Annotated in this window: 22 protein-coding genes; 12 read left to right on the top strand and 10 right to left on the bottom strand. The window is 63.4% G+C overall.

Going from position 1 to position 14,493, the window contains the following annotated elements:
- Nucleotides 1-36 precede the first annotated feature (36 nt).
- On the top strand, nucleotides 37-291 hold the full coding sequence (locus AXW83_RS26670) for a helix-turn-helix domain-containing protein (protein WP_335339324.1): 255 nt from the start codon (nucleotides 37-39) through the stop codon (nucleotides 289-291).
- A 49-nt stretch (nucleotides 292-340) separates the two neighbouring features.
- Entirely contained in the window at nucleotides 341-682 is a 342-nt protein-coding gene (locus AXW83_RS18275) for a hypothetical protein (RefSeq protein ID WP_066615722.1), read from the top strand.
- A gap of 49 nt (nucleotides 683-731) precedes the next feature.
- Here AXW83_RS18275 and AXW83_RS18270 read toward each other — a convergent pair whose 3' ends face one another.
- Entirely contained in the window at nucleotides 732-1,376 is a 645-nt protein-coding gene (locus tag AXW83_RS18270) for a hypothetical protein (protein ID WP_156640165.1), read from the bottom strand.
- Nucleotides 1,377-1,553: 177 nt separating this feature from the next.
- Here AXW83_RS18270 and AXW83_RS27200 point away from each other — a divergent pair, with 177 nt between their 5' ends.
- The 10 genes from AXW83_RS27200 (at nucleotide 1,554) to AXW83_RS18225 (ending at nucleotide 8,751) form a co-directional block, all read left to right on the top strand.
- Complete coding sequence (locus AXW83_RS27200; RefSeq protein WP_156640163.1) at nucleotides 1,554-1,727, top strand: hypothetical protein; 174 nt, start codon at nucleotides 1,554-1,556, stop codon at nucleotides 1,725-1,727.
- The gene (locus AXW83_RS18265; RefSeq protein WP_066615720.1) at nucleotides 1,727-2,218 is read left to right on the top strand and encodes a GNAT family N-acetyltransferase; all 492 of its coding nucleotides are present in this window, start codon (nucleotides 1,727-1,729) and stop codon (nucleotides 2,216-2,218) included. The genes AXW83_RS27200 and AXW83_RS18265 overlap by 1 nt, the downstream gene beginning before the upstream one ends.
- Nucleotides 2,219-2,222: 4 nt before the next feature.
- Complete coding sequence (locus tag AXW83_RS18260; protein WP_066615719.1) at nucleotides 2,223-4,808, top strand: hypothetical protein; 2,586 nt, start codon at nucleotides 2,223-2,225, stop codon at nucleotides 4,806-4,808.
- A 5-nt stretch (nucleotides 4,809-4,813) separates the two neighbouring features.
- Complete coding sequence (locus AXW83_RS18255; protein WP_066615718.1) at nucleotides 4,814-6,928, top strand: hypothetical protein; 2,115 nt, start codon at nucleotides 4,814-4,816, stop codon at nucleotides 6,926-6,928.
- Between the two features lie 244 nt (nucleotides 6,929-7,172).
- Entirely contained in the window at nucleotides 7,173-7,604 is a 432-nt protein-coding gene (locus tag AXW83_RS18250) for a DUF5681 domain-containing protein (RefSeq protein ID WP_066615717.1), read from the top strand.
- A complete protein-coding gene (locus tag AXW83_RS18245) occupies nucleotides 7,601-7,792 on the top strand; it encodes a hypothetical protein (RefSeq protein ID WP_066615716.1) in 192 nt (63 codons plus the stop codon). The genes AXW83_RS18250 and AXW83_RS18245 overlap by 4 nt, the downstream gene beginning before the upstream one ends.
- Nucleotides 7,789-8,151 carry a hypothetical protein gene (locus tag AXW83_RS18240; RefSeq protein WP_156640161.1) on the top strand — a complete coding sequence of 121 codons (363 nt, stop codon included), beginning with the start codon at nucleotides 7,789-7,791 and terminating at the stop codon, nucleotides 8,149-8,151. The genes AXW83_RS18245 and AXW83_RS18240 overlap by 4 nt, the downstream gene beginning before the upstream one ends.
- Nucleotides 8,148-8,336 carry a hypothetical protein gene (locus tag AXW83_RS18235; protein WP_066615712.1) on the top strand — a complete coding sequence of 63 codons (189 nt, stop codon included), beginning with the start codon at nucleotides 8,148-8,150 and terminating at the stop codon, nucleotides 8,334-8,336. Before AXW83_RS18240 ends, AXW83_RS18235 begins: the two co-directional genes overlap by 4 nt.
- Nucleotides 8,333-8,536 carry a hypothetical protein gene (locus tag AXW83_RS18230; protein ID WP_066615710.1) on the top strand — a complete coding sequence of 68 codons (204 nt, stop codon included), beginning with the start codon at nucleotides 8,333-8,335 and terminating at the stop codon, nucleotides 8,534-8,536. Before AXW83_RS18235 ends, AXW83_RS18230 begins: the two co-directional genes overlap by 4 nt.
- A complete protein-coding gene (locus AXW83_RS18225) occupies nucleotides 8,533-8,751 on the top strand; it encodes a hypothetical protein (protein ID WP_066615709.1) in 219 nt (72 codons plus the stop codon). Before AXW83_RS18230 ends, AXW83_RS18225 begins: the two co-directional genes overlap by 4 nt.
- Nucleotides 8,752-8,757: 6 nt before the next feature.
- Here AXW83_RS18225 and AXW83_RS18220 read toward each other — a convergent pair whose 3' ends face one another.
- The 9 genes from AXW83_RS18220 to AXW83_RS18180 all read right to left on the bottom strand — a co-directional run bounded on the left by AXW83_RS18220 (nucleotide 8,758) and on the right by AXW83_RS18180 (nucleotide 14,406).
- The gene (locus AXW83_RS18220) at nucleotides 8,758-9,708 is read right to left on the bottom strand and encodes a hypothetical protein (RefSeq protein WP_066615708.1); all 951 of its coding nucleotides are present in this window, start codon (nucleotides 9,706-9,708) and stop codon (nucleotides 8,758-8,760) included.
- On the bottom strand, nucleotides 9,708-10,403 hold the full coding sequence (locus tag AXW83_RS18215; RefSeq protein WP_442855197.1) for a DUF6932 family protein: 696 nt from the start codon (nucleotides 10,401-10,403) through the stop codon (nucleotides 9,708-9,710). The genes AXW83_RS18220 and AXW83_RS18215 overlap by 1 nt, the downstream gene beginning before the upstream one ends.
- Before the next feature lie 100 nt (nucleotides 10,404-10,503).
- The gene (locus tag AXW83_RS27565; protein WP_066615706.1) at nucleotides 10,504-12,747 is read right to left on the bottom strand and encodes a phage/plasmid primase, P4 family; all 2,244 of its coding nucleotides are present in this window, start codon (nucleotides 12,745-12,747) and stop codon (nucleotides 10,504-10,506) included.
- 98 nt (nucleotides 12,748-12,845) lie between these two features.
- Nucleotides 12,846-13,079, bottom strand: a complete 234-nt coding sequence (locus tag AXW83_RS27560; RefSeq protein WP_066615705.1) for a hypothetical protein — start codon at nucleotides 13,077-13,079, stop codon at nucleotides 12,846-12,848.
- On the bottom strand, nucleotides 13,072-13,338 hold the full coding sequence (locus tag AXW83_RS18200) for a transcriptional coactivator p15/PC4 family protein (RefSeq protein ID WP_066615704.1): 267 nt from the start codon (nucleotides 13,336-13,338) through the stop codon (nucleotides 13,072-13,074). Before AXW83_RS18200 ends, AXW83_RS27560 begins: the two co-directional genes overlap by 8 nt.
- Complete coding sequence (locus AXW83_RS18195; protein ID WP_066615703.1) at nucleotides 13,335-13,658, bottom strand: hypothetical protein; 324 nt, start codon at nucleotides 13,656-13,658, stop codon at nucleotides 13,335-13,337. The genes AXW83_RS18200 and AXW83_RS18195 overlap by 4 nt, the downstream gene beginning before the upstream one ends.
- Nucleotides 13,655-13,966 carry a winged helix domain-containing protein gene (locus tag AXW83_RS18190; RefSeq protein WP_066615702.1) on the bottom strand — a complete coding sequence of 104 codons (312 nt, stop codon included), beginning with the start codon at nucleotides 13,964-13,966 and terminating at the stop codon, nucleotides 13,655-13,657. The genes AXW83_RS18195 and AXW83_RS18190 overlap by 4 nt, the downstream gene beginning before the upstream one ends.
- Nucleotides 13,959-14,168 (bottom strand): hypothetical protein, encoded by a 210-nt coding sequence (locus AXW83_RS18185; protein WP_066615700.1) that lies wholly within the window; start codon nucleotides 14,166-14,168, stop codon nucleotides 13,959-13,961. Before AXW83_RS18185 ends, AXW83_RS18190 begins: the two co-directional genes overlap by 8 nt.
- Before the next feature lie 4 nt (nucleotides 14,169-14,172).
- Nucleotides 14,173-14,406 (bottom strand): helix-turn-helix transcriptional regulator, encoded by a 234-nt coding sequence (locus tag AXW83_RS18180; RefSeq protein ID WP_066615699.1) that lies wholly within the window; start codon nucleotides 14,404-14,406, stop codon nucleotides 14,173-14,175.
- Nucleotides 14,407-14,493: the final 87 nt, after the last annotated feature.

Raw genomic sequence — 14,493 nt, 5'->3', positions numbered from 1 at the left:
AACTGATGATGCGGGGCGCGTCAAGCTTCAAACATAATGGATTATGTTTTAGACATGAAAACGGCTACGATGGTAAAAGCAGGACGCGAGCTTGCGGGATGGTCGCAGGCGGAACTGGCGAGCCGATCCGGGCTGTCGCTGCCTACGATCCAACGGATGGAAAACCCGCAATTTGGCCCACTCCGCAGTTCTGGGGCGAACCTCGAAAAGCTTAGGAGCGCCTTTGCATTAGGCGGGGTTTCGTTCGTTTCGTCAGACGGGAAGGACTGCGTCTGTATCGACCGCCCTTAATGGCGAGGTAGTCCGCGTGCAGCACGCAGCAATCGGAGATTTGTTCGACATGCGCCTCGCCGTCGTCGCGTTCGCACTTCTCGCCACCCCCATCGCGGCGGCGACCGCCGCAGTGCCAAACATGACCTGTAGAGCAGAGAGGGAGGTAGCAAGCCCCCAGGGAAGGCCGCAGCAGGCGACCGATATCTTCCGGGTGTCCGATGGCCGGCTTTTTCACCGGTGGGGCGACCGATCCGAGTATTTCTACAATCATATCGTAGAAGTCGATTTCAGGCGTTACGCGTCGGGCCATATGGTGTTCGTGATGGCCTATGACACGAGCCGTGGCTATGTCGTGATTGCCGCACCGACTGATTGGCGGGTCGTCTACATCGACTGCAAGCCTGCCTAGGCCCAGCGGCTTTCGTCCTCCGGTCCCGCATCGGTGTGATTTGCAACGCTCATCGAACAGACTTGAACAGATCCGAGATGCATCCAAACATCTCCTCGATCGGCTTATCCGACCTGACGCGATTTCCGCTATCCTGCGTTTCGACAACCCGCAAGTCGATCCGCAGAGGGGCATCGATACCGGACGCCGACTTGCCATATCGGATTGAAAGGGTGCCGGAGCCGAGTGCGTCGGCGTACATCTTTACCGTGGGCTCAAGCTGAAAAACTGAGAATAGCGCGCCAGGGGTATCCGAATTGTAGCTGGAGACCAGCTTGTCGAAATTGCTCCGATTTCCGGAAATCACATATGCTTTCTTGGGCGGGACGGGCTTCAGGGAGAAGTCGCCGCGGTCCAGTTCATGGACAACGACTTTTAGGACGGGCGCAATATTCTGGTTGGCAGTCATGATTCCGAAGGAGCCTGACACCTTGTCGTATTCACCTTTCCGGAAGGCCCAGTCCCTGACAACCGCATTGAATTCGATCCCGCACCCGATGATTTTGCCGTTCGAGAATGTCGGTGAATAGCTGACCGAGGTTGTTCCCTCCATTCGCGCTAGAGCGATATCGATGGGGTTGGGCTGCTGGGCTAGCGTCGCGCCTGACAATACGGCGCACGCGAGCGTAGTCGTCGTTGCAATCCCAATTTTCATCTCTGCCCCCGCTGCCCATTTGCTGGATCTAGCTGCGCCATCTTGCCGCATCAATTGTAGCCTGTCGATGGCCGGCGGTTGTCACTGATTGCACACGGTTGTCTACGGTTATCTACCTGATTTTGTTGCACATTTAGTATTTGCTGCCATACTGGCCTCATGAAATGGGAGCCAGCCATGAAGCAGCAAAAAACGGTCAAGGCCGCACGTGTTGCCGCCCGCGTCGAGCCTGATTTGCGCTCGGCGATCGAGGCCATTGCCTGCCGCCAGAAGAAGAGCACCGGTCATATCATCCGCGAACTTCTGCGTAGGCAGATCGCGGGCTCTTTCGTCACAGCGGAAGCGCGTTGATGGAAACCAGCCTGGATCACTACGCTGACGGCGGACCCGATATCGCCACCGTCAATGCCGGCCGCGTCATTCTCTCGCGGCAAGACCTGGTCAAACAGCGGCCCGACCTTCCGGCCTTCCTGCGGGAGATGACCGGGCTCCCCATCGCCTCAGCCGCATCCTGTCAGATCCTCGGCCTCGCCAACTGCAAGCGCATGGCCTGCTTTGCGCTTCACAACGTCACCCCGACCGGTGAAGCCGAGCTGGTCGCTGCGGTCGATCGCGGGCTGCTTCAGCGCTCGTCACTGCGCTTTCTGGCGCACTGGATCTTCGGCGAGTTCGGCGTGCGCCGTCTGGTCTGCCGCATCCCCGCCGACAACCAGCCGGCGCAGGACTACGCCCGTCGGCTGGGGTTCAAGTTTGAAGGCAAGGCGAAGAGCTATTTCGCCGACGATACCGACGCGAGCGTGTGGGTGATGTTCGCCCATACCTGCCCGTGGCTGAGGGGATGAACTGATGGCCGATGTGAGCGAACCCTTCGTCTGGGGCCGGGGCGGCCAGCGCCTGACGCCGCAGCAGATCGACCGCCAGCGCAAGGTCGCGGAAGCGATGATGGCGAAGGGTAGTGATTACAGCCCGATCGGCCATTGGACGCAGGGCCTGGCGCGGGTTTCCAGCTCGATCGTCGGCGCGCTTCAGCAGCGGGACCTCGATGCCCAAGAAAGGGCCGGGCTTTCGGAGCAGGCGGGTCGGAATGCCATTCTTGCCGGCGCCGAGCCTACCAGCTTCGGAGACGCTCCGGCCGCGATGGTCCCCTCAGCACCTTCCATGGCGGGCGATGGCGCTGCGCGCACCATGGCGATGCCCAACGTATCGCCTGAGATCAAGGACGGCTTGGCCGCGAGCGCAGACGCCTTAGGTGTAACTCCGGTCGATCTGGCGACCGCTGTGAGCTACGAGACGGCCGGCACGTTCGATCCGACGAAGGCCGGTCCCACGACCAAATGGGGGCAACATCGCGGTCTTATCCAGTTCGGCGAGCCCCAAGCCAAGCAGCACGGTGTAGACTGGAGCAACCCGGTCGGCTCGCAGCTTGGCGCGAACGGCGCAATCGTGTCCTATCTCAAAACTGCTGGCGTCAAGCCTGGGATGGGCTTGCTCGACATCTACAGCGCCATCAATGCCGGCGCTCCCGGTCTTTATGACCGTTCGGACGCCAAGGCCGGTGGCGCACCTGGCACCGTTCGCGACAAGGTCGAACAGCAGATGCAGGGTCACCGCGCCAAAGCGCAGGCGCTGTTCCGCGCGGCTGAGGCCGACATGCCGGCGCCAGGCGCCGTGCCGGCCGAACTTCCTGGAGACGCCGCCGGCTTTGCCCTCCCGCAGGGCGGCGGCGACACGCCAATGCCCATCATGCAAGAAGGTGGCGCGCTCCCGAACTTCGATCCGGCGTCAGGTCGCTGGCTCGGGCCTACGTCACAGGCGCCAACGTTCGCAGAACAAGGCGCGCCTCAGGGCGGGCCGGCGACGCCGTCTTATGTCGAGCAGGGTGGCCCCGGAGCCGCGCTTGCTGCTCAGGTCCAGCCGCCCGCCTTCGCAACGCAAGGCACTTCCCAGCCCTGGATGGGCAGCGCCATCGATCCGACTTCGCAGGCTTCGCCTCAGGTCGTCAGGATAGCAAAGGCGCTCGTGCCGCCATCGCGCCCCTATGACCTCGCGGCCGATCTTCCTGCATCAGGCGCCTCGCAGGCCATCGGCCAGTTGCCCGCTTCGCAGCCGCAGCCCGCGATGCTCCCCGACCTGTCGAATGCCAACGATGCCGGCGCACGTCAGCTTCAAGTTGTGAGCGAAGAGCAGCGGCGCGGTCAGGCTGCAGCACCGCAGGATGTTGCGTCGCCACTTGCCGGCGTCGTGCAGGCGCTCATGGGTCATCAGCAGCCACAGGCCGCCTACTCGTCGGCAAGCCCTGCCGTGAGCAAGGTCGCGCAGGCTATCGACCAACGCCCAATGTCTGCGTCCCCATCCTCGGCGGCGGCCCCGTCCTCGCCAACCGAACGTGTCGCCAGCGCCATGGTCAGCCCGGCCGGCCAGCAATCGACCCGCGTGCGCGCCGCCATCGCTACGTTGAATTCGCCCTACGCCCAGCCCGGCGACAAGGCCATTGCCCAGAGCGTTCTCCAGCAGTCGTTCAAGTCGGCGGAGTTCGAAACCATCACCCGTCCCGATGGCTCGGTCTTCCGCGTGCCCAAGGTCGGCGGCCAGCCCGTCCAGGTCTTCGGCCCTCAGTCGAAGCCGGAAGGTCCGACCGGCGACATGCGCGAATACGATTTGCATGTCGCGCAGGAGAAGGCAGCGGGCCGCCAGCCCGAGAGCTTCACGGATTGGGCTCGCGGCAACAAGGCTTCTGGTCGTACGGCGATCAACATCGACACGAAGGGTGCCGGAAAATTCGCGGAGAAGGCCAACGAGCTTCAGGCCAAGAGATATTCGGACATGGTGGATGGCTCGGATTCGGCCCGCCAGATGCAGGGCGACCTCGACATGCTGGAGGGCATGTCCAAGGGTCTCGCCACCGGGCGCGGTGCAGAAACCCGGCTTGCCATGGCGCAGTTCGCCAAGGCTTGGGGCTTCGACGATATCGCGAGCGGCCTGACCGGCGGCAAGCTTCCCGAGATGGAAGCGTTCACCTCGCTGATCGACAAGCTCACCCCGCAGATGCGTCAGGGCATGCCGGGCGCTGCGTCCGATCGTGATGTCTCGATCTTCCGCAATGCTCTGCCCTCGATGCTGAAGACGCCGGAGGGCAACCAGATCGTGATGCAGACCTTGCGGGCGATGAACGCCTACAAGATGCAGGCTGGCGACTTTGCCGGCCAGGCCCTTCGCGGGGAGATCAGCCAGGCCGATGCCGACAAGGGCATGAAGGGGCTGGAGAGACCGTTCGCCAAGTTCAAGGAGTATCGGACGGCGCAAGACAAGGCCGAGGCCCAGACGGGCGCCAAGGCGCCCCCATCAGCCTCGCCGCCACCAGCGCCGGAGGCCCGCAAATCGCTCGGCGGCAAGAGCTACGTCAAGCGTGGCGCCGAATGGTTTGAGGAGTGACGGGCATGGCTGGCAAGGTCACGGACCCCGCGCTCCTGCGGCTTCTGGAATCCAGCGATACGCCGCCGGCAGCGTCGGGCGGGCGAAAGGTCATGGACCCGGCTCTGCTCGCCCAGCTCGAAGCGCCGGAGCAGCCCGTTGCGATGACCATGGAATACGACGCCATGGGCAATCCGACCGGCAGCATGGTCGCGGCACCCCAGCAGCCGACGATGGGCTATGGCGAGCAAATGTCCAATGTCGGCCGCGTGGTCGATAACAGCGTGAGGGTACTAGCCAACGGCGCGACATTCGGCATCGCGGATCGCATTGCAGGCGGCATGGATGCTGTCACCGGGCAGGCGCCTGGCTATGGCGCCGGCGTGGACGCGCAGCACGCGCGGACGCAAGGCATCAAGGATGCGAACCCCATTCTGGCCGGCGTCGGCGAAGCTGCGGGCGGTCTTCTGACAGGCGCCGGGTTGATCAAGAATGGTGTCACGCTCGCCGGCCGCGTCGGCCCAGGCCTCTTGCCCCGAGTGCTGGGATACGGCGCGGAGGGTGCGGCCTATGGTGCTGCCCAGGGCGCCGGAAACACCTACACGGGCCAAGCCTCCGACTATTTGTCGGGCGCATTCGAAGGCGGTAAATTTGGCTTGGGCATAGGAGCAGGGATGCCCGTCATCGGCTCGCTTGCCGGGGGTGCATACCGCATAGCCGCCGCCATGGCTGCCCCCAAGGTAGAGGGCGTGAACCGCGCCGGCTCGGCGGCTCTCCGCGCTGCTGCGCAGGCTGACGAGGCCGGTCTTAGGGCGCTCCCCACCATGGGGCCGGAGGCAATGCTTCCTGACGCCGGGCCTTCCATGCTGGGCTTGGCTCAGGGAGCCGCGACAGGCAACGGAGCCGGCAAGACCGCGTTGGTCAACGCGCTGCGCGAGCGCGATGCAGGAACCGGCCAGCGCCTTGGCAATGTCGTGGACGACGCAATCGGCCCGGCGCCAATCCCCTCACAGGTGGAAGCCGGCCTCGCGACCAATCGAAAGGCCCTCGGGCCGGAATATGAATCGGCTCTTGATGGTGCCCGCAGCGTCGCGCCGACTCCCCCGAGCAACACGCCATATTGGGGCTTTGCATCGGAGACGCCGCGTGCGCCGGGACCAGCAGCGCAGGCCAGCACGGCGACCGTAGCCGACGCGATAGACACACGCATCGTTGATGCTCGCGGCCCGGTTCGCACGGCGCTGGAAAAAGCCCGCGAGATGCTGAACGTCTACGGGACACGGCAGCTCGACCCGTCGCCGCGTGCCCTTCTGGAAACCCGCCATGCCCTGGACGGCATGATCGGTGAGGCCGAGCGCGGCGGGAATTCCACCGTCGTCAGGGCGCTCTCCGATGTGCGCAAGCAGGTCGATGGCGTGCTGAAAGACGCGGTCCCCGGCATCAAAGCGACCGATGCAAAATATGCCGAACTCGCCAGGCAGTCCGAGGGACTGGAGCGCGGCCAGACCATCTTCGACACAAGCCGTGCATCGGTCATTCGCCCTGCCGAGCTTGCGGACGAGATTTCGGCTGGCGCCATTCCTCGCGGCGAGGCAGTCGGTCCATCGGCTGTCCCGGTTCGCATTCGCCAAGGCGCCCGCGCCGAGATCGACCGCGTCGTCGGCACGCAGGTCAATGATCTGAACGCTATGGAGCGCACCCTCGGCACCCCGCAGGACTGGAACCAGCAGAAGGCTGCCATCGTCTTCGGTCAGGACAAGATCGATCGCATCGTTGAGGCTCTGCGCACCAACCGCACCTTTCGCGACACCTTTCAGAAGGTTGCCCAGGGCTCACAGACCGCACCACGGGCCGAGGCTGCCAGGGCGCTCGATGCGGCAGACGGGCCAAAGGGCGACACCACCCTGACCGGGCTCGGCGTGACGGCGGTTCGATCGGTCGCGAAAGCACTGATGGGCGCCAACTCGCAGGCGACGAAGGATCAGGTCGCAACGCTCATGGCGAGCCCGAACATGGCGCGGATCGCGGCGGCTCTGCTGGAGACGGCAGGTAGGACACGTGAGACGGCGCGGTCGATCAGTCAGGCTGTGACGAATCCGGCCTATCTCGCCGGAGCCTCACCTGCCGCCGGTCGTAAATGAATGCGTATGCCAGACAAAGAGCGACCCAGAACGCAATCGCGGTGGTCGAACTATCGAAAATGCTCATCCAGTGGCGGAGCAGCCAGGCCGTGAATAGCCCCAGCGCCGTGACAGCGACGAATTGCAGAAAGGTGGTCATGCCCCCGTACGATGGGGCTGCATCCGTTCGCCGTCAATTCTCAACAGCGCTCATGCTGGCAAGCTTTGGTGTGCTTGCGTCGGTCGTACTCGGCAGAGTGGGACGATGACGGCTCCGCGTAAATACGCGGGCAATACGCGGGGGAAGCCCTTTGCACCGGGCAACACCGGCAAGCCGAAAGGCGCTCGGCACAAGACGACGCTCGCCATCGAGAAGCTGCTCGACGACGAGGCGGAGACCCTGACGCGCAAGGCGATCGAGTTGGCGAAGGCAGGCGACATGCAAGCGCTGCGGCTTTGCATGGACCGTCTGGCGCCTGCTCGGAAGGACCGGCCGGTGTCGTTCGAGCTGCCGCCCATCGATAGTGTCGACGACCTTCCGAAGGCCACGCAGGCGCTCATGACGGCTGTTGCGTGCGGCGACCTCACCCCATCGGAAGCGGCCGAACTCGGCAAGCTCGTGGATGCCCATGTGAAGGCGATCGAGGTGACGGACCTGTCCCGCCGGCTCGATGCCCTGGAAGGAGCTAAGGCATGACCAGTCAGATCCATCAGCGCATCGTGAGGTTGGAAACCCGCCGCCGGCCAGTCGTCGCCTATGTCGCCAAGCTGGCGCGCGATGCAGCGTACTGGGAGGCCAGCGCCACAGGCTGGGGCAACGCGCCTCTACCGACCGAGCCCAACCGTCTCGCTGCCGTCCTGGCCGGCATGAGGGCGGACACATGACCGCTGCCTTTCAGAAGCGGGTTGCGGCTCTCGAACGCACCTCATCACGGGGGAAGCGACCGATGACGGCCTTTATGATTTGGGAGCGGACGAAGTGCGACGCGGAAGCAGCTCTCGATCGTGCGCTTGCTACAGGGACGGTGAAGAGAGGCGACCCGGTCATTCTCGGCGTCGTGACCGGCCATGCGCCATTGCCCGCAGCGCGATGGACGGACGCGCTGAGCATGGCAGATGACGAGTTGGAAGCCCTCGCCGATCTACCGCCGACGACGACGGTGGTCATTGGCGACGTTCGCAGGATGAAGGATGCCGACCTGTCGTCTGCGCTCATAGCCAGCGTCGCGAGGCCAGTGGCATGAACCGGCTTTCCGACCGCGTCGCCAAGCTGGAGCAGCGCCGCTCAATCGGTCGCAGTCATGTCCTGTTCGGCAAAAGCCATGACGACGTTGAAATTCAGCGGCTCGCCATGATCCGCGCGGGGCAAGCGGGTGAGCACGACCACTTCATCAAGTTCGTCACGATCTACGAGGAGCGCCCGCAATGAGCATCGTCGGCATCAGGCAGCGCGTCTCCAAGCTCGAAACGTCTCAGGACAGCAAGGGTAGGCGCCAGCACGTCCTGGAGGCTTTCACTGAAGAGGAGGCCGACCGGAAACAGGCCGAGCTGATTGCCAGCGGCGTCGCACGACCGAACGACCTGTTCGTCATCATCAGGCGGTTTGCGCTGAAGGATCTAGCGGCATGAGCGCCGCCGTCTCCCTTGCCAAGCGCGTGTCGAAGCTGGAGGCATCCCGCCGCCCGACAAGGTGCGGTATCGTGCGCGTCCACACTCTCGATTGCGCTCCTGAAGAGAGGGAGGCGCGCTTGGCCGCGATCGATGAAGCAGAGCCCGACGCCGTCCATATCGTTCACGTCATCGTGGAGGCTGGGCGACTGCCCATGGCCCCTAAGCGTGGTTGAGCGCACCTAGTCGAGAGCTAGGTTGGCGTTGGCGCTGTTGACCGACAGGAGGGTAAAGCTCTTCTTGGAATCGAGCCCATGCTTCTGAATTTCGCGTGCACGTAGCCTTACAGTTCGGATAACGCCGAGAATGCCAGGCAGTATCTCACTGCCGCCCGCCGTCAGCGTATTTAGGCAGTCGGGCGCGATTGGCCCCTTTATCGCGTCGCCACCGCCGATCGGGTGAAGCTCGAACCTTCGACTCTGAGGCAAAACGTAGATAGTGCCGGTTTGCTCAATCTCTTTTTCATCGAGCGTGACACCTTCGGTTCTTTCCCGAGCAAGTTCGATTTCGCTGCGCTGAAGCGTGAATTCTCTCCGGTCCTCCACCAAGCGCATCGTTGCCCCGGCGTCGTCCAGCAGCCGAAAAAACGAGCTGAGCGACGCAAACACTCTAGCGTCAACGCTTTCAGCGACGTTCTCAAATGCTTCTTGGTCGGGTGACGCGATGCGGACGATCAGGTCGGACGCCCTGCTAAGAACGTCCTTCATCGGGCTGTCTACCAGCTGCGTTTCCTCTGCCTGCTGGAGGATGAAACCAAATGATCCACGAGCTACGTCGGTTAGCATGAGCTGGGTGCGGTCCCGTTGAGGCACCGGGCCACGCGCACCGAGCGTGCCCTCTGCCGCCGCAAACGTGCTCGACACCAGTGTCTGAAACTCGGCTATGACCTTCGCGCCGAATTCAGCCTGAATGCCATACGAACCGGCCACGGGCCGTCCGCCGAAGAACAAGCCCACCTCGCCAGAAGTCGCGGGCGAGCCCTCAAGTTCTTGTAGGCGCCTGTTTAGGTCTTCTGCCCGGCGTGCAAATTGAAGATGGCCTACAGGGTCCTCGTCGTGAGTGCGAGCATCGAGAAGCGCTTCGACCGCAGCCAAATCCGCTTTTGTCGCGTCGCGCTCCAGCCGGCGTAGCATCACTTCGTTCCCGCTATCATCTGGGCCGCCACAGCATCATCCGACTGCAGCTTGACGACCAGCATTCCCTTCCACTGAGCAGTGTCCCGCTGGTGTGAAAACAAGCTATTAAAATAGGCTGTATCCAGGACCGTAAGATGCGGGGCCTTGTTCAAGTCGATGTAGTAAGCATCACAACTTAGATCGGCCTTCGTCTTTACCGGGTTAAAAAGGTCATCGTTTGCTGCGACGAAAGTGGCCCAGTCCTGTGGCGCCGATACGGCGATAGGACGGTAGGCAAAGGTCACAATGTCGATATCTTTGGGGCCTCTTCCTCGGTGCGTCTCGCAATCCTCGATGAAGCTCCCGTCCAGCCACTGAAACCCCTGGACGATACCGGCATTGGCAAGCGCGGCTCGATACGCAACCAGCCCTCGCAATATCTGCAAGCGCTCCTTCGATGTCCCGAACCGGCTGACCAGCTCGGTCAATGTGACTTCGTAGGGCGATACCTTCGCACGATCGACCGGGCTAGGACCTATGAAAGGAGGCAGTATCCCTGATGGCCCGAACGCCGGTATCAACGCCTTTATCCCCCTGGCCGCCAGCGCAACCCTATTTGAACGCGGGCGCCTATCACAAGCATGAAATCTGAGGCCACCAGGCTCGCCGCCGGGAGTGAGGCAAGCCGCCTGCCATGACACATGACGCTTCATGACGGATATTGCGGTATACCCCTTACATGTACGCGCACGCGCACACGTGAACGGTATGGGGGAAAAGGCGTCATGAAGTGTCATGTGTCATATCTCGCGGTCACGCTGCCTCGCCATAAGCGCGCTTCGGTTTGATCTGGATCCCCCGGAAGCCCCGGCCGTTCATGTTGCGGAACGCCTCGATATCGCGCCGCAGAAGCATGTCGCGGAAGCTGCGCATGCCGCCGGCAGTTTCGCCCGCTGCCTTCGCGTAGTCGGCCCACGAAACGAACAGCTCGGTTGTCGTCGCCCACTTGTGCGGGTTGCCGGGCTCCAGGTCGCATTCCTCCTCCAGCCACTGCCCGAACATATCCTGGTCGGAGAAGTAGCTGTCGGTCGCTGCTCTTACGCTCTCGGGCCGGACGAGACCGTTCGCCTGCCAGTCGAGGCAACCTTCGATCAGCCAGCGGAAGATGCCCGGCCATTCAGCGCGAAGCTTCCCTTCCAGCTGCCGATCGGGCGTAGCCGGCCGGCGCGTGAAGGGTACGATGTTGAACCGGCGCCGGGCAGCTTCGTCTACATTGTGAAGCACCGGCTTGTGGTTGCCGACGATGAGCAGCTTAAAGGTCGGCATGAAGGTGAAAAAGTCCTGCCGCATAAAGCGGGCTGAGACGGCGTCGCCGCCCGTGATGGACTTGATCCTAGCCTCGGCCCACGACTTGCCCTCCTCGGTCTCGCTGGCGGTCGCAAGGCGGGCTCCACGCAGCATGGCAAGCTCGGTCGGGTGCTTGTCGCCGCGCGAGGCCGTGAACGTGTCCATCGCCGCCGTGACGGCGTAGTCCGCGAGGATGCCCGTGAAGACGTTCACGAGGACGCTCTTGCCGTTGCCGCCCGGCCCGTAGCCGAAGAACAGGGCGTGCTCCCTCGTATCGCCAGTGAGGCAATATCCGCCCCATTGCTGGAGGAAGCGGATCAGGCCCTGGTCCTTGCCGGTGGCCTCGTCGAGGAACTGGAGCCAGCGCGGGCAGTCAGCTTGGTCGGCCGGCGCCACGCTGGTGAGCTTCGTGATGCCGTCGCGCGGATCTGCCTGGCGCAGCTTTCCGGTGCGAAGATCAACCGTCCCGCCAGGCGTGCCGAGCAGGAAGGTGTCGCGGTCCCAATCGCCCATTGAGACAGCGAAGGCCTGATCGCCTTGGGCGAAACGCTCCACGCCTGCCGCGAACGTCACCTTGCGAACCTCGCGGATCTCACGCGGTGTGCTTCCTTCCGTCATCTCACGGCCGAGGCAGCGAACGAAGTTGAAGGCGCGGGCCTTGGTGTCTTGCTCCCAATGCGAGCCCGACCATTCGAACCATGAGCCACTTGAGTGGCAATATCGCAGACGATCGACATATCGGTTGGCGAAGATGCGAGCGAGCGCGTCCTGGGAGATGGTGCCCGTCTCGATCGTCTCGGCCTCGGCGATGACCTCCGCGATGGACGACCCCCCTTTTGGCTCGGTCTCGTACTCGACCACGTCGAGTACGTCCTCGCCATTGCTGCGCTTTTGCAGGGCATCGTTCACATCTTTGCCGAAGCCCGCTTTAGGCGTCGCGACCAAGACCTCGCGGCCCCCTTCCGACCATGCCATGCCAACCTGTCCGATAGCCTTTGCACTGGCGCCACCGTCGATCTCGCCGAGGATGGTGAGGCTGTCCACACCACGCAGAACCGGAAGCTTTGCGATGGCGTCGGCCGAACCCATCGCCCATGCCGGCGCGAAGCCCATAGCGAGGCCGGACAGGGCGCTCTCGATGCCCTCCCCAACTGTGAGGCATCCACGCTCTGCATCCAGCTCACCGAGCATGATGGCGGCGCCTGCGACCGGCCCCAGCATCTTACGGTCGAGCTTGCGCCCGTCCGCAGTCAGAGCGGTGCGATGGATCGCCACCACGGCGCCAGTCTCGATGGAACGGAAGGCCGCGACCATGCAGGGGTGGCGCATGCCAGGTCCGAATGGGCAGGATGGATGAAACCGGATCACAGACATTGCGACGCCGTCCGGCAGATCGAGCCGGCGGGACCGGAGGTAGGTTTCAACCAGTGTCCCGCGAGGGTCGATCGCTTCCGACCAGAGGCGGATTGCGAAAGCCTGCCGGTCGTCAACGGGCTGAGAGCCCGGCGCGTTGCCATTGGCATGACCGTTGACGCGGATGGCTCGCTTTTCCATCCGGTCGATGGCTTTGGCTGCGCCGTTCGCTTCCGCGGCGTCCGGCTGCCAGACGACGCCGAGCTTCTGCTCGACATAGGTCAGGCAGCGCATCGGATCGTCTCCCGCGAAGCTGCTGACGAGCAACTTGCCGGATTCGCCAACCTTGACCGCCATCGAGCGGTCGTGCGGCTTGTGCCCAGGTCCGGGACACAGAACCTGGCCCGAGCTGACGTTGCCGCCGAGCACGCGGGCGATGTGTTGGAGAGAGTGCGTCAAAGCGGCGCCCTCTCGATCTGGCCGCGAAGGCACAGCCCCTGTCGTGAAGCCATGTCCTTCATCAGTTCGACGGCAGCCTCGAACGCGTTCGGGCGCGCTGGGAACCGTTTGAGCAGCTGCGTCCCGGCGTAGGTCGCTGCGCTCCATCTTCCCCGGTAGTGGACGACGCAAACGCCGTCTGCCTTGGCGGTGCGAGCAGATGTTTTTGGGAATTGCAGAACGTCACCCATCAGCGCGCTCCTGCTCGACGATATCCCCGCGCTCGGTCGCCACGCCGAGAGCGCCATTGATTGCAGCCGCCAGCGCCGGAAGGTGCTGGACGGACATCGCGATACCGCTCTTGCCGGGGCGCAGATCGTCGCCGCCCTCGGGCCGATACCAGGTCCGGATGTTGACGATCGGCTTGCCGTTGAATTCCTCCAGCGCGACGCGGACGACCTCGCGCTGGTTTTTGGCCCACTGGCTCAGGATCAGGACGGGGGCGCTCATGCTTCGCCTCCCTCATGCCTGAGCACCCGATCGCCATGGACGAAACCGAGCAGCCAAGGGCCGAGCACCAGCTCCATGTTCGCCGAGTAGCGGATTTCTCCCGCCTCGCGGACAAAGCCGTTGGAAAGAAGGGTGTTCGCGAAAATCAGGCACGACGTGGCGTCCTTGATCTCCTCGCCAATCTCTTCCTCGGGCAGCTTGGTTGCGGCGAGCGCGCGCCGGAACACTGCATCATAGCTGACGGTCGCGGGCGTCTCAGCGACATGCTGCAAGATGCCGGCGATGATTTGAGCACGCAGCTCGGGAGTGGCGTTCGTCATGCCGCCTCTCCCGTTTTTGCGCCGTGATCGACCGCGATGATCTGGACCTCGGTGGTGAGGTGATATCGGCCATGGCTGCCAATTCCGTGGCTCTCGGATTCAGTCCGGATGCCGACGCCCATGCCGCGCAGATCGAAAATATATGCGCCCAGGCGATAGGCAGGACCGCCAGGGAAATCGAGCCCCGACACGCCCTTGCTGCCGCGCTCGACGAGCGTCAGGAGCGTCAGCGCCTCGCGGCCGGTGCAGTTGATGACCGTCTCGCCAGCGACGCGAGCGAGCACCTTGGGGAAGGAACGTTTAGCCATGGTGGCGGCCCTCCGGGAGAAAGCCGGCATGGGCGGCGATGACGAGCGCGACGCTCTGGGAGACGGTGACGCGGGCGAGAATGCGCTTGAGCGCGAGGACCGTCGTGATATTGTCCGAGTTGATCGCTGGTGAGCTGATCGATACCCCGGACCCCTTGGCCGCCCTGCACGGCGCCTTGGGGTTCAGCTTTTTGTGGGTCATGACTTCACGCGGCCTCTTTCGCAGAGGCGACGTCAGATGTGCTTGAGCGCTTTTTGCCCGCGCACCATGCGTCCAGATCGCGGGGGTCGTAGACTACCCGAGTTCCGATCGAGATGAACTTCGGGCCTCCGCCGAAGATTCGCAGCTTGTTCAGCGTCGAAGCGCCGATGCCAAGATAGGTTGCCGCCTCGCGGGTCGGAAGCTTCCGGGCATGCTGTGCCTGGTCAGAGAGATCCATTGTGTAACCTTGTGTTGGCCGCTCAGGAAGGCGGCGACAACACAAGGTAAACACGGGGAAGCATGGGGTTGCAGAAGCAGACCCTAA

Source organism: Bosea sp. PAMC 26642 (assembly GCF_001562255.1).
GTDB lineage: Bacteria > Pseudomonadota > Alphaproteobacteria > Rhizobiales > Beijerinckiaceae > Allobosea.
Note: the sequence above shows the minus strand (reverse complement) of the source record. Positions and strands in the feature narration are given on the sequence as shown.

What these genes read in the sequence shown, in the direction of transcription:
- AXW83_RS26670 (WP_335339324.1), top strand. Translation starts at nt 37, where the DNA reads ATGGATTATGTTTTAGACATGAAAACGGCTACGATGGTAAAAGCAGGA.
- AXW83_RS18275 (WP_066615722.1), top strand. Translation starts at nt 341, where the DNA reads ATGCGCCTCGCCGTCGTCGCGTTCGCACTTCTCGCCACCCCCATCGCG.
- AXW83_RS18270 (WP_156640165.1), bottom strand. Translation starts at nt 1,376, where the DNA reads ATGAAAATTGGGATTGCAACGACGACTACGCTCGCGTGCGCCGTATTG.
- AXW83_RS27200 (WP_156640163.1), top strand. Translation starts at nt 1,554, where the DNA reads ATGAAGCAGCAAAAAACGGTCAAGGCCGCACGTGTTGCCGCCCGCGTC.
- AXW83_RS18265 (WP_066615720.1), top strand. Translation starts at nt 1,727, where the DNA reads ATGGAAACCAGCCTGGATCACTACGCTGACGGCGGACCCGATATCGCC.
- AXW83_RS18260 (WP_066615719.1), top strand. Translation starts at nt 2,223, where the DNA reads ATGGCCGATGTGAGCGAACCCTTCGTCTGGGGCCGGGGCGGCCAGCGC.
- AXW83_RS18255 (WP_066615718.1), top strand. Translation starts at nt 4,814, where the DNA reads ATGGCTGGCAAGGTCACGGACCCCGCGCTCCTGCGGCTTCTGGAATCC.
- AXW83_RS18250 (WP_066615717.1), top strand. Translation starts at nt 7,173, where the DNA reads ATGACGGCTCCGCGTAAATACGCGGGCAATACGCGGGGGAAGCCCTTT.
- AXW83_RS18245 (WP_066615716.1), top strand. Translation starts at nt 7,601, where the DNA reads ATGACCAGTCAGATCCATCAGCGCATCGTGAGGTTGGAAACCCGCCGC.
- AXW83_RS18240 (WP_156640161.1), top strand. Translation starts at nt 7,789, where the DNA reads ATGACCGCTGCCTTTCAGAAGCGGGTTGCGGCTCTCGAACGCACCTCA.
- AXW83_RS18235 (WP_066615712.1), top strand. Translation starts at nt 8,148, where the DNA reads ATGAACCGGCTTTCCGACCGCGTCGCCAAGCTGGAGCAGCGCCGCTCA.
- AXW83_RS18230 (WP_066615710.1), top strand. Translation starts at nt 8,333, where the DNA reads ATGAGCATCGTCGGCATCAGGCAGCGCGTCTCCAAGCTCGAAACGTCT.
- AXW83_RS18225 (WP_066615709.1), top strand. Translation starts at nt 8,533, where the DNA reads ATGAGCGCCGCCGTCTCCCTTGCCAAGCGCGTGTCGAAGCTGGAGGCA.
- AXW83_RS18220 (WP_066615708.1), bottom strand. Translation starts at nt 9,708, where the DNA reads ATGCTACGCCGGCTGGAGCGCGACGCGACAAAAGCGGATTTGGCTGCG.
- AXW83_RS18215 (WP_442855197.1), bottom strand. Translation starts at nt 10,403, where the DNA reads ATGAAGCGTCATGTGTCATGGCAGGCGGCTTGCCTCACTCCCGGCGGC.
- AXW83_RS27565 (WP_066615706.1), bottom strand. Translation starts at nt 12,747, where the DNA reads ATGGCGGTCAAGGTTGGCGAATCCGGCAAGTTGCTCGTCAGCAGCTTC.
- AXW83_RS27560 (WP_066615705.1), bottom strand. Translation starts at nt 13,079, where the DNA reads ATGGGTGACGTTCTGCAATTCCCAAAAACATCTGCTCGCACCGCCAAG.
- AXW83_RS18200 (WP_066615704.1), bottom strand. Translation starts at nt 13,338, where the DNA reads ATGAGCGCCCCCGTCCTGATCCTGAGCCAGTGGGCCAAAAACCAGCGC.
- AXW83_RS18195 (WP_066615703.1), bottom strand. Translation starts at nt 13,658, where the DNA reads ATGACGAACGCCACTCCCGAGCTGCGTGCTCAAATCATCGCCGGCATC.
- AXW83_RS18190 (WP_066615702.1), bottom strand. Translation starts at nt 13,966, where the DNA reads ATGGCTAAACGTTCCTTCCCCAAGGTGCTCGCTCGCGTCGCTGGCGAG.
- AXW83_RS18185 (WP_066615700.1), bottom strand. Translation starts at nt 14,168, where the DNA reads ATGACCCACAAAAAGCTGAACCCCAAGGCGCCGTGCAGGGCGGCCAAG.
- AXW83_RS18180 (WP_066615699.1), bottom strand. Translation starts at nt 14,406, where the DNA reads ATGGATCTCTCTGACCAGGCACAGCATGCCCGGAAGCTTCCGACCCGC.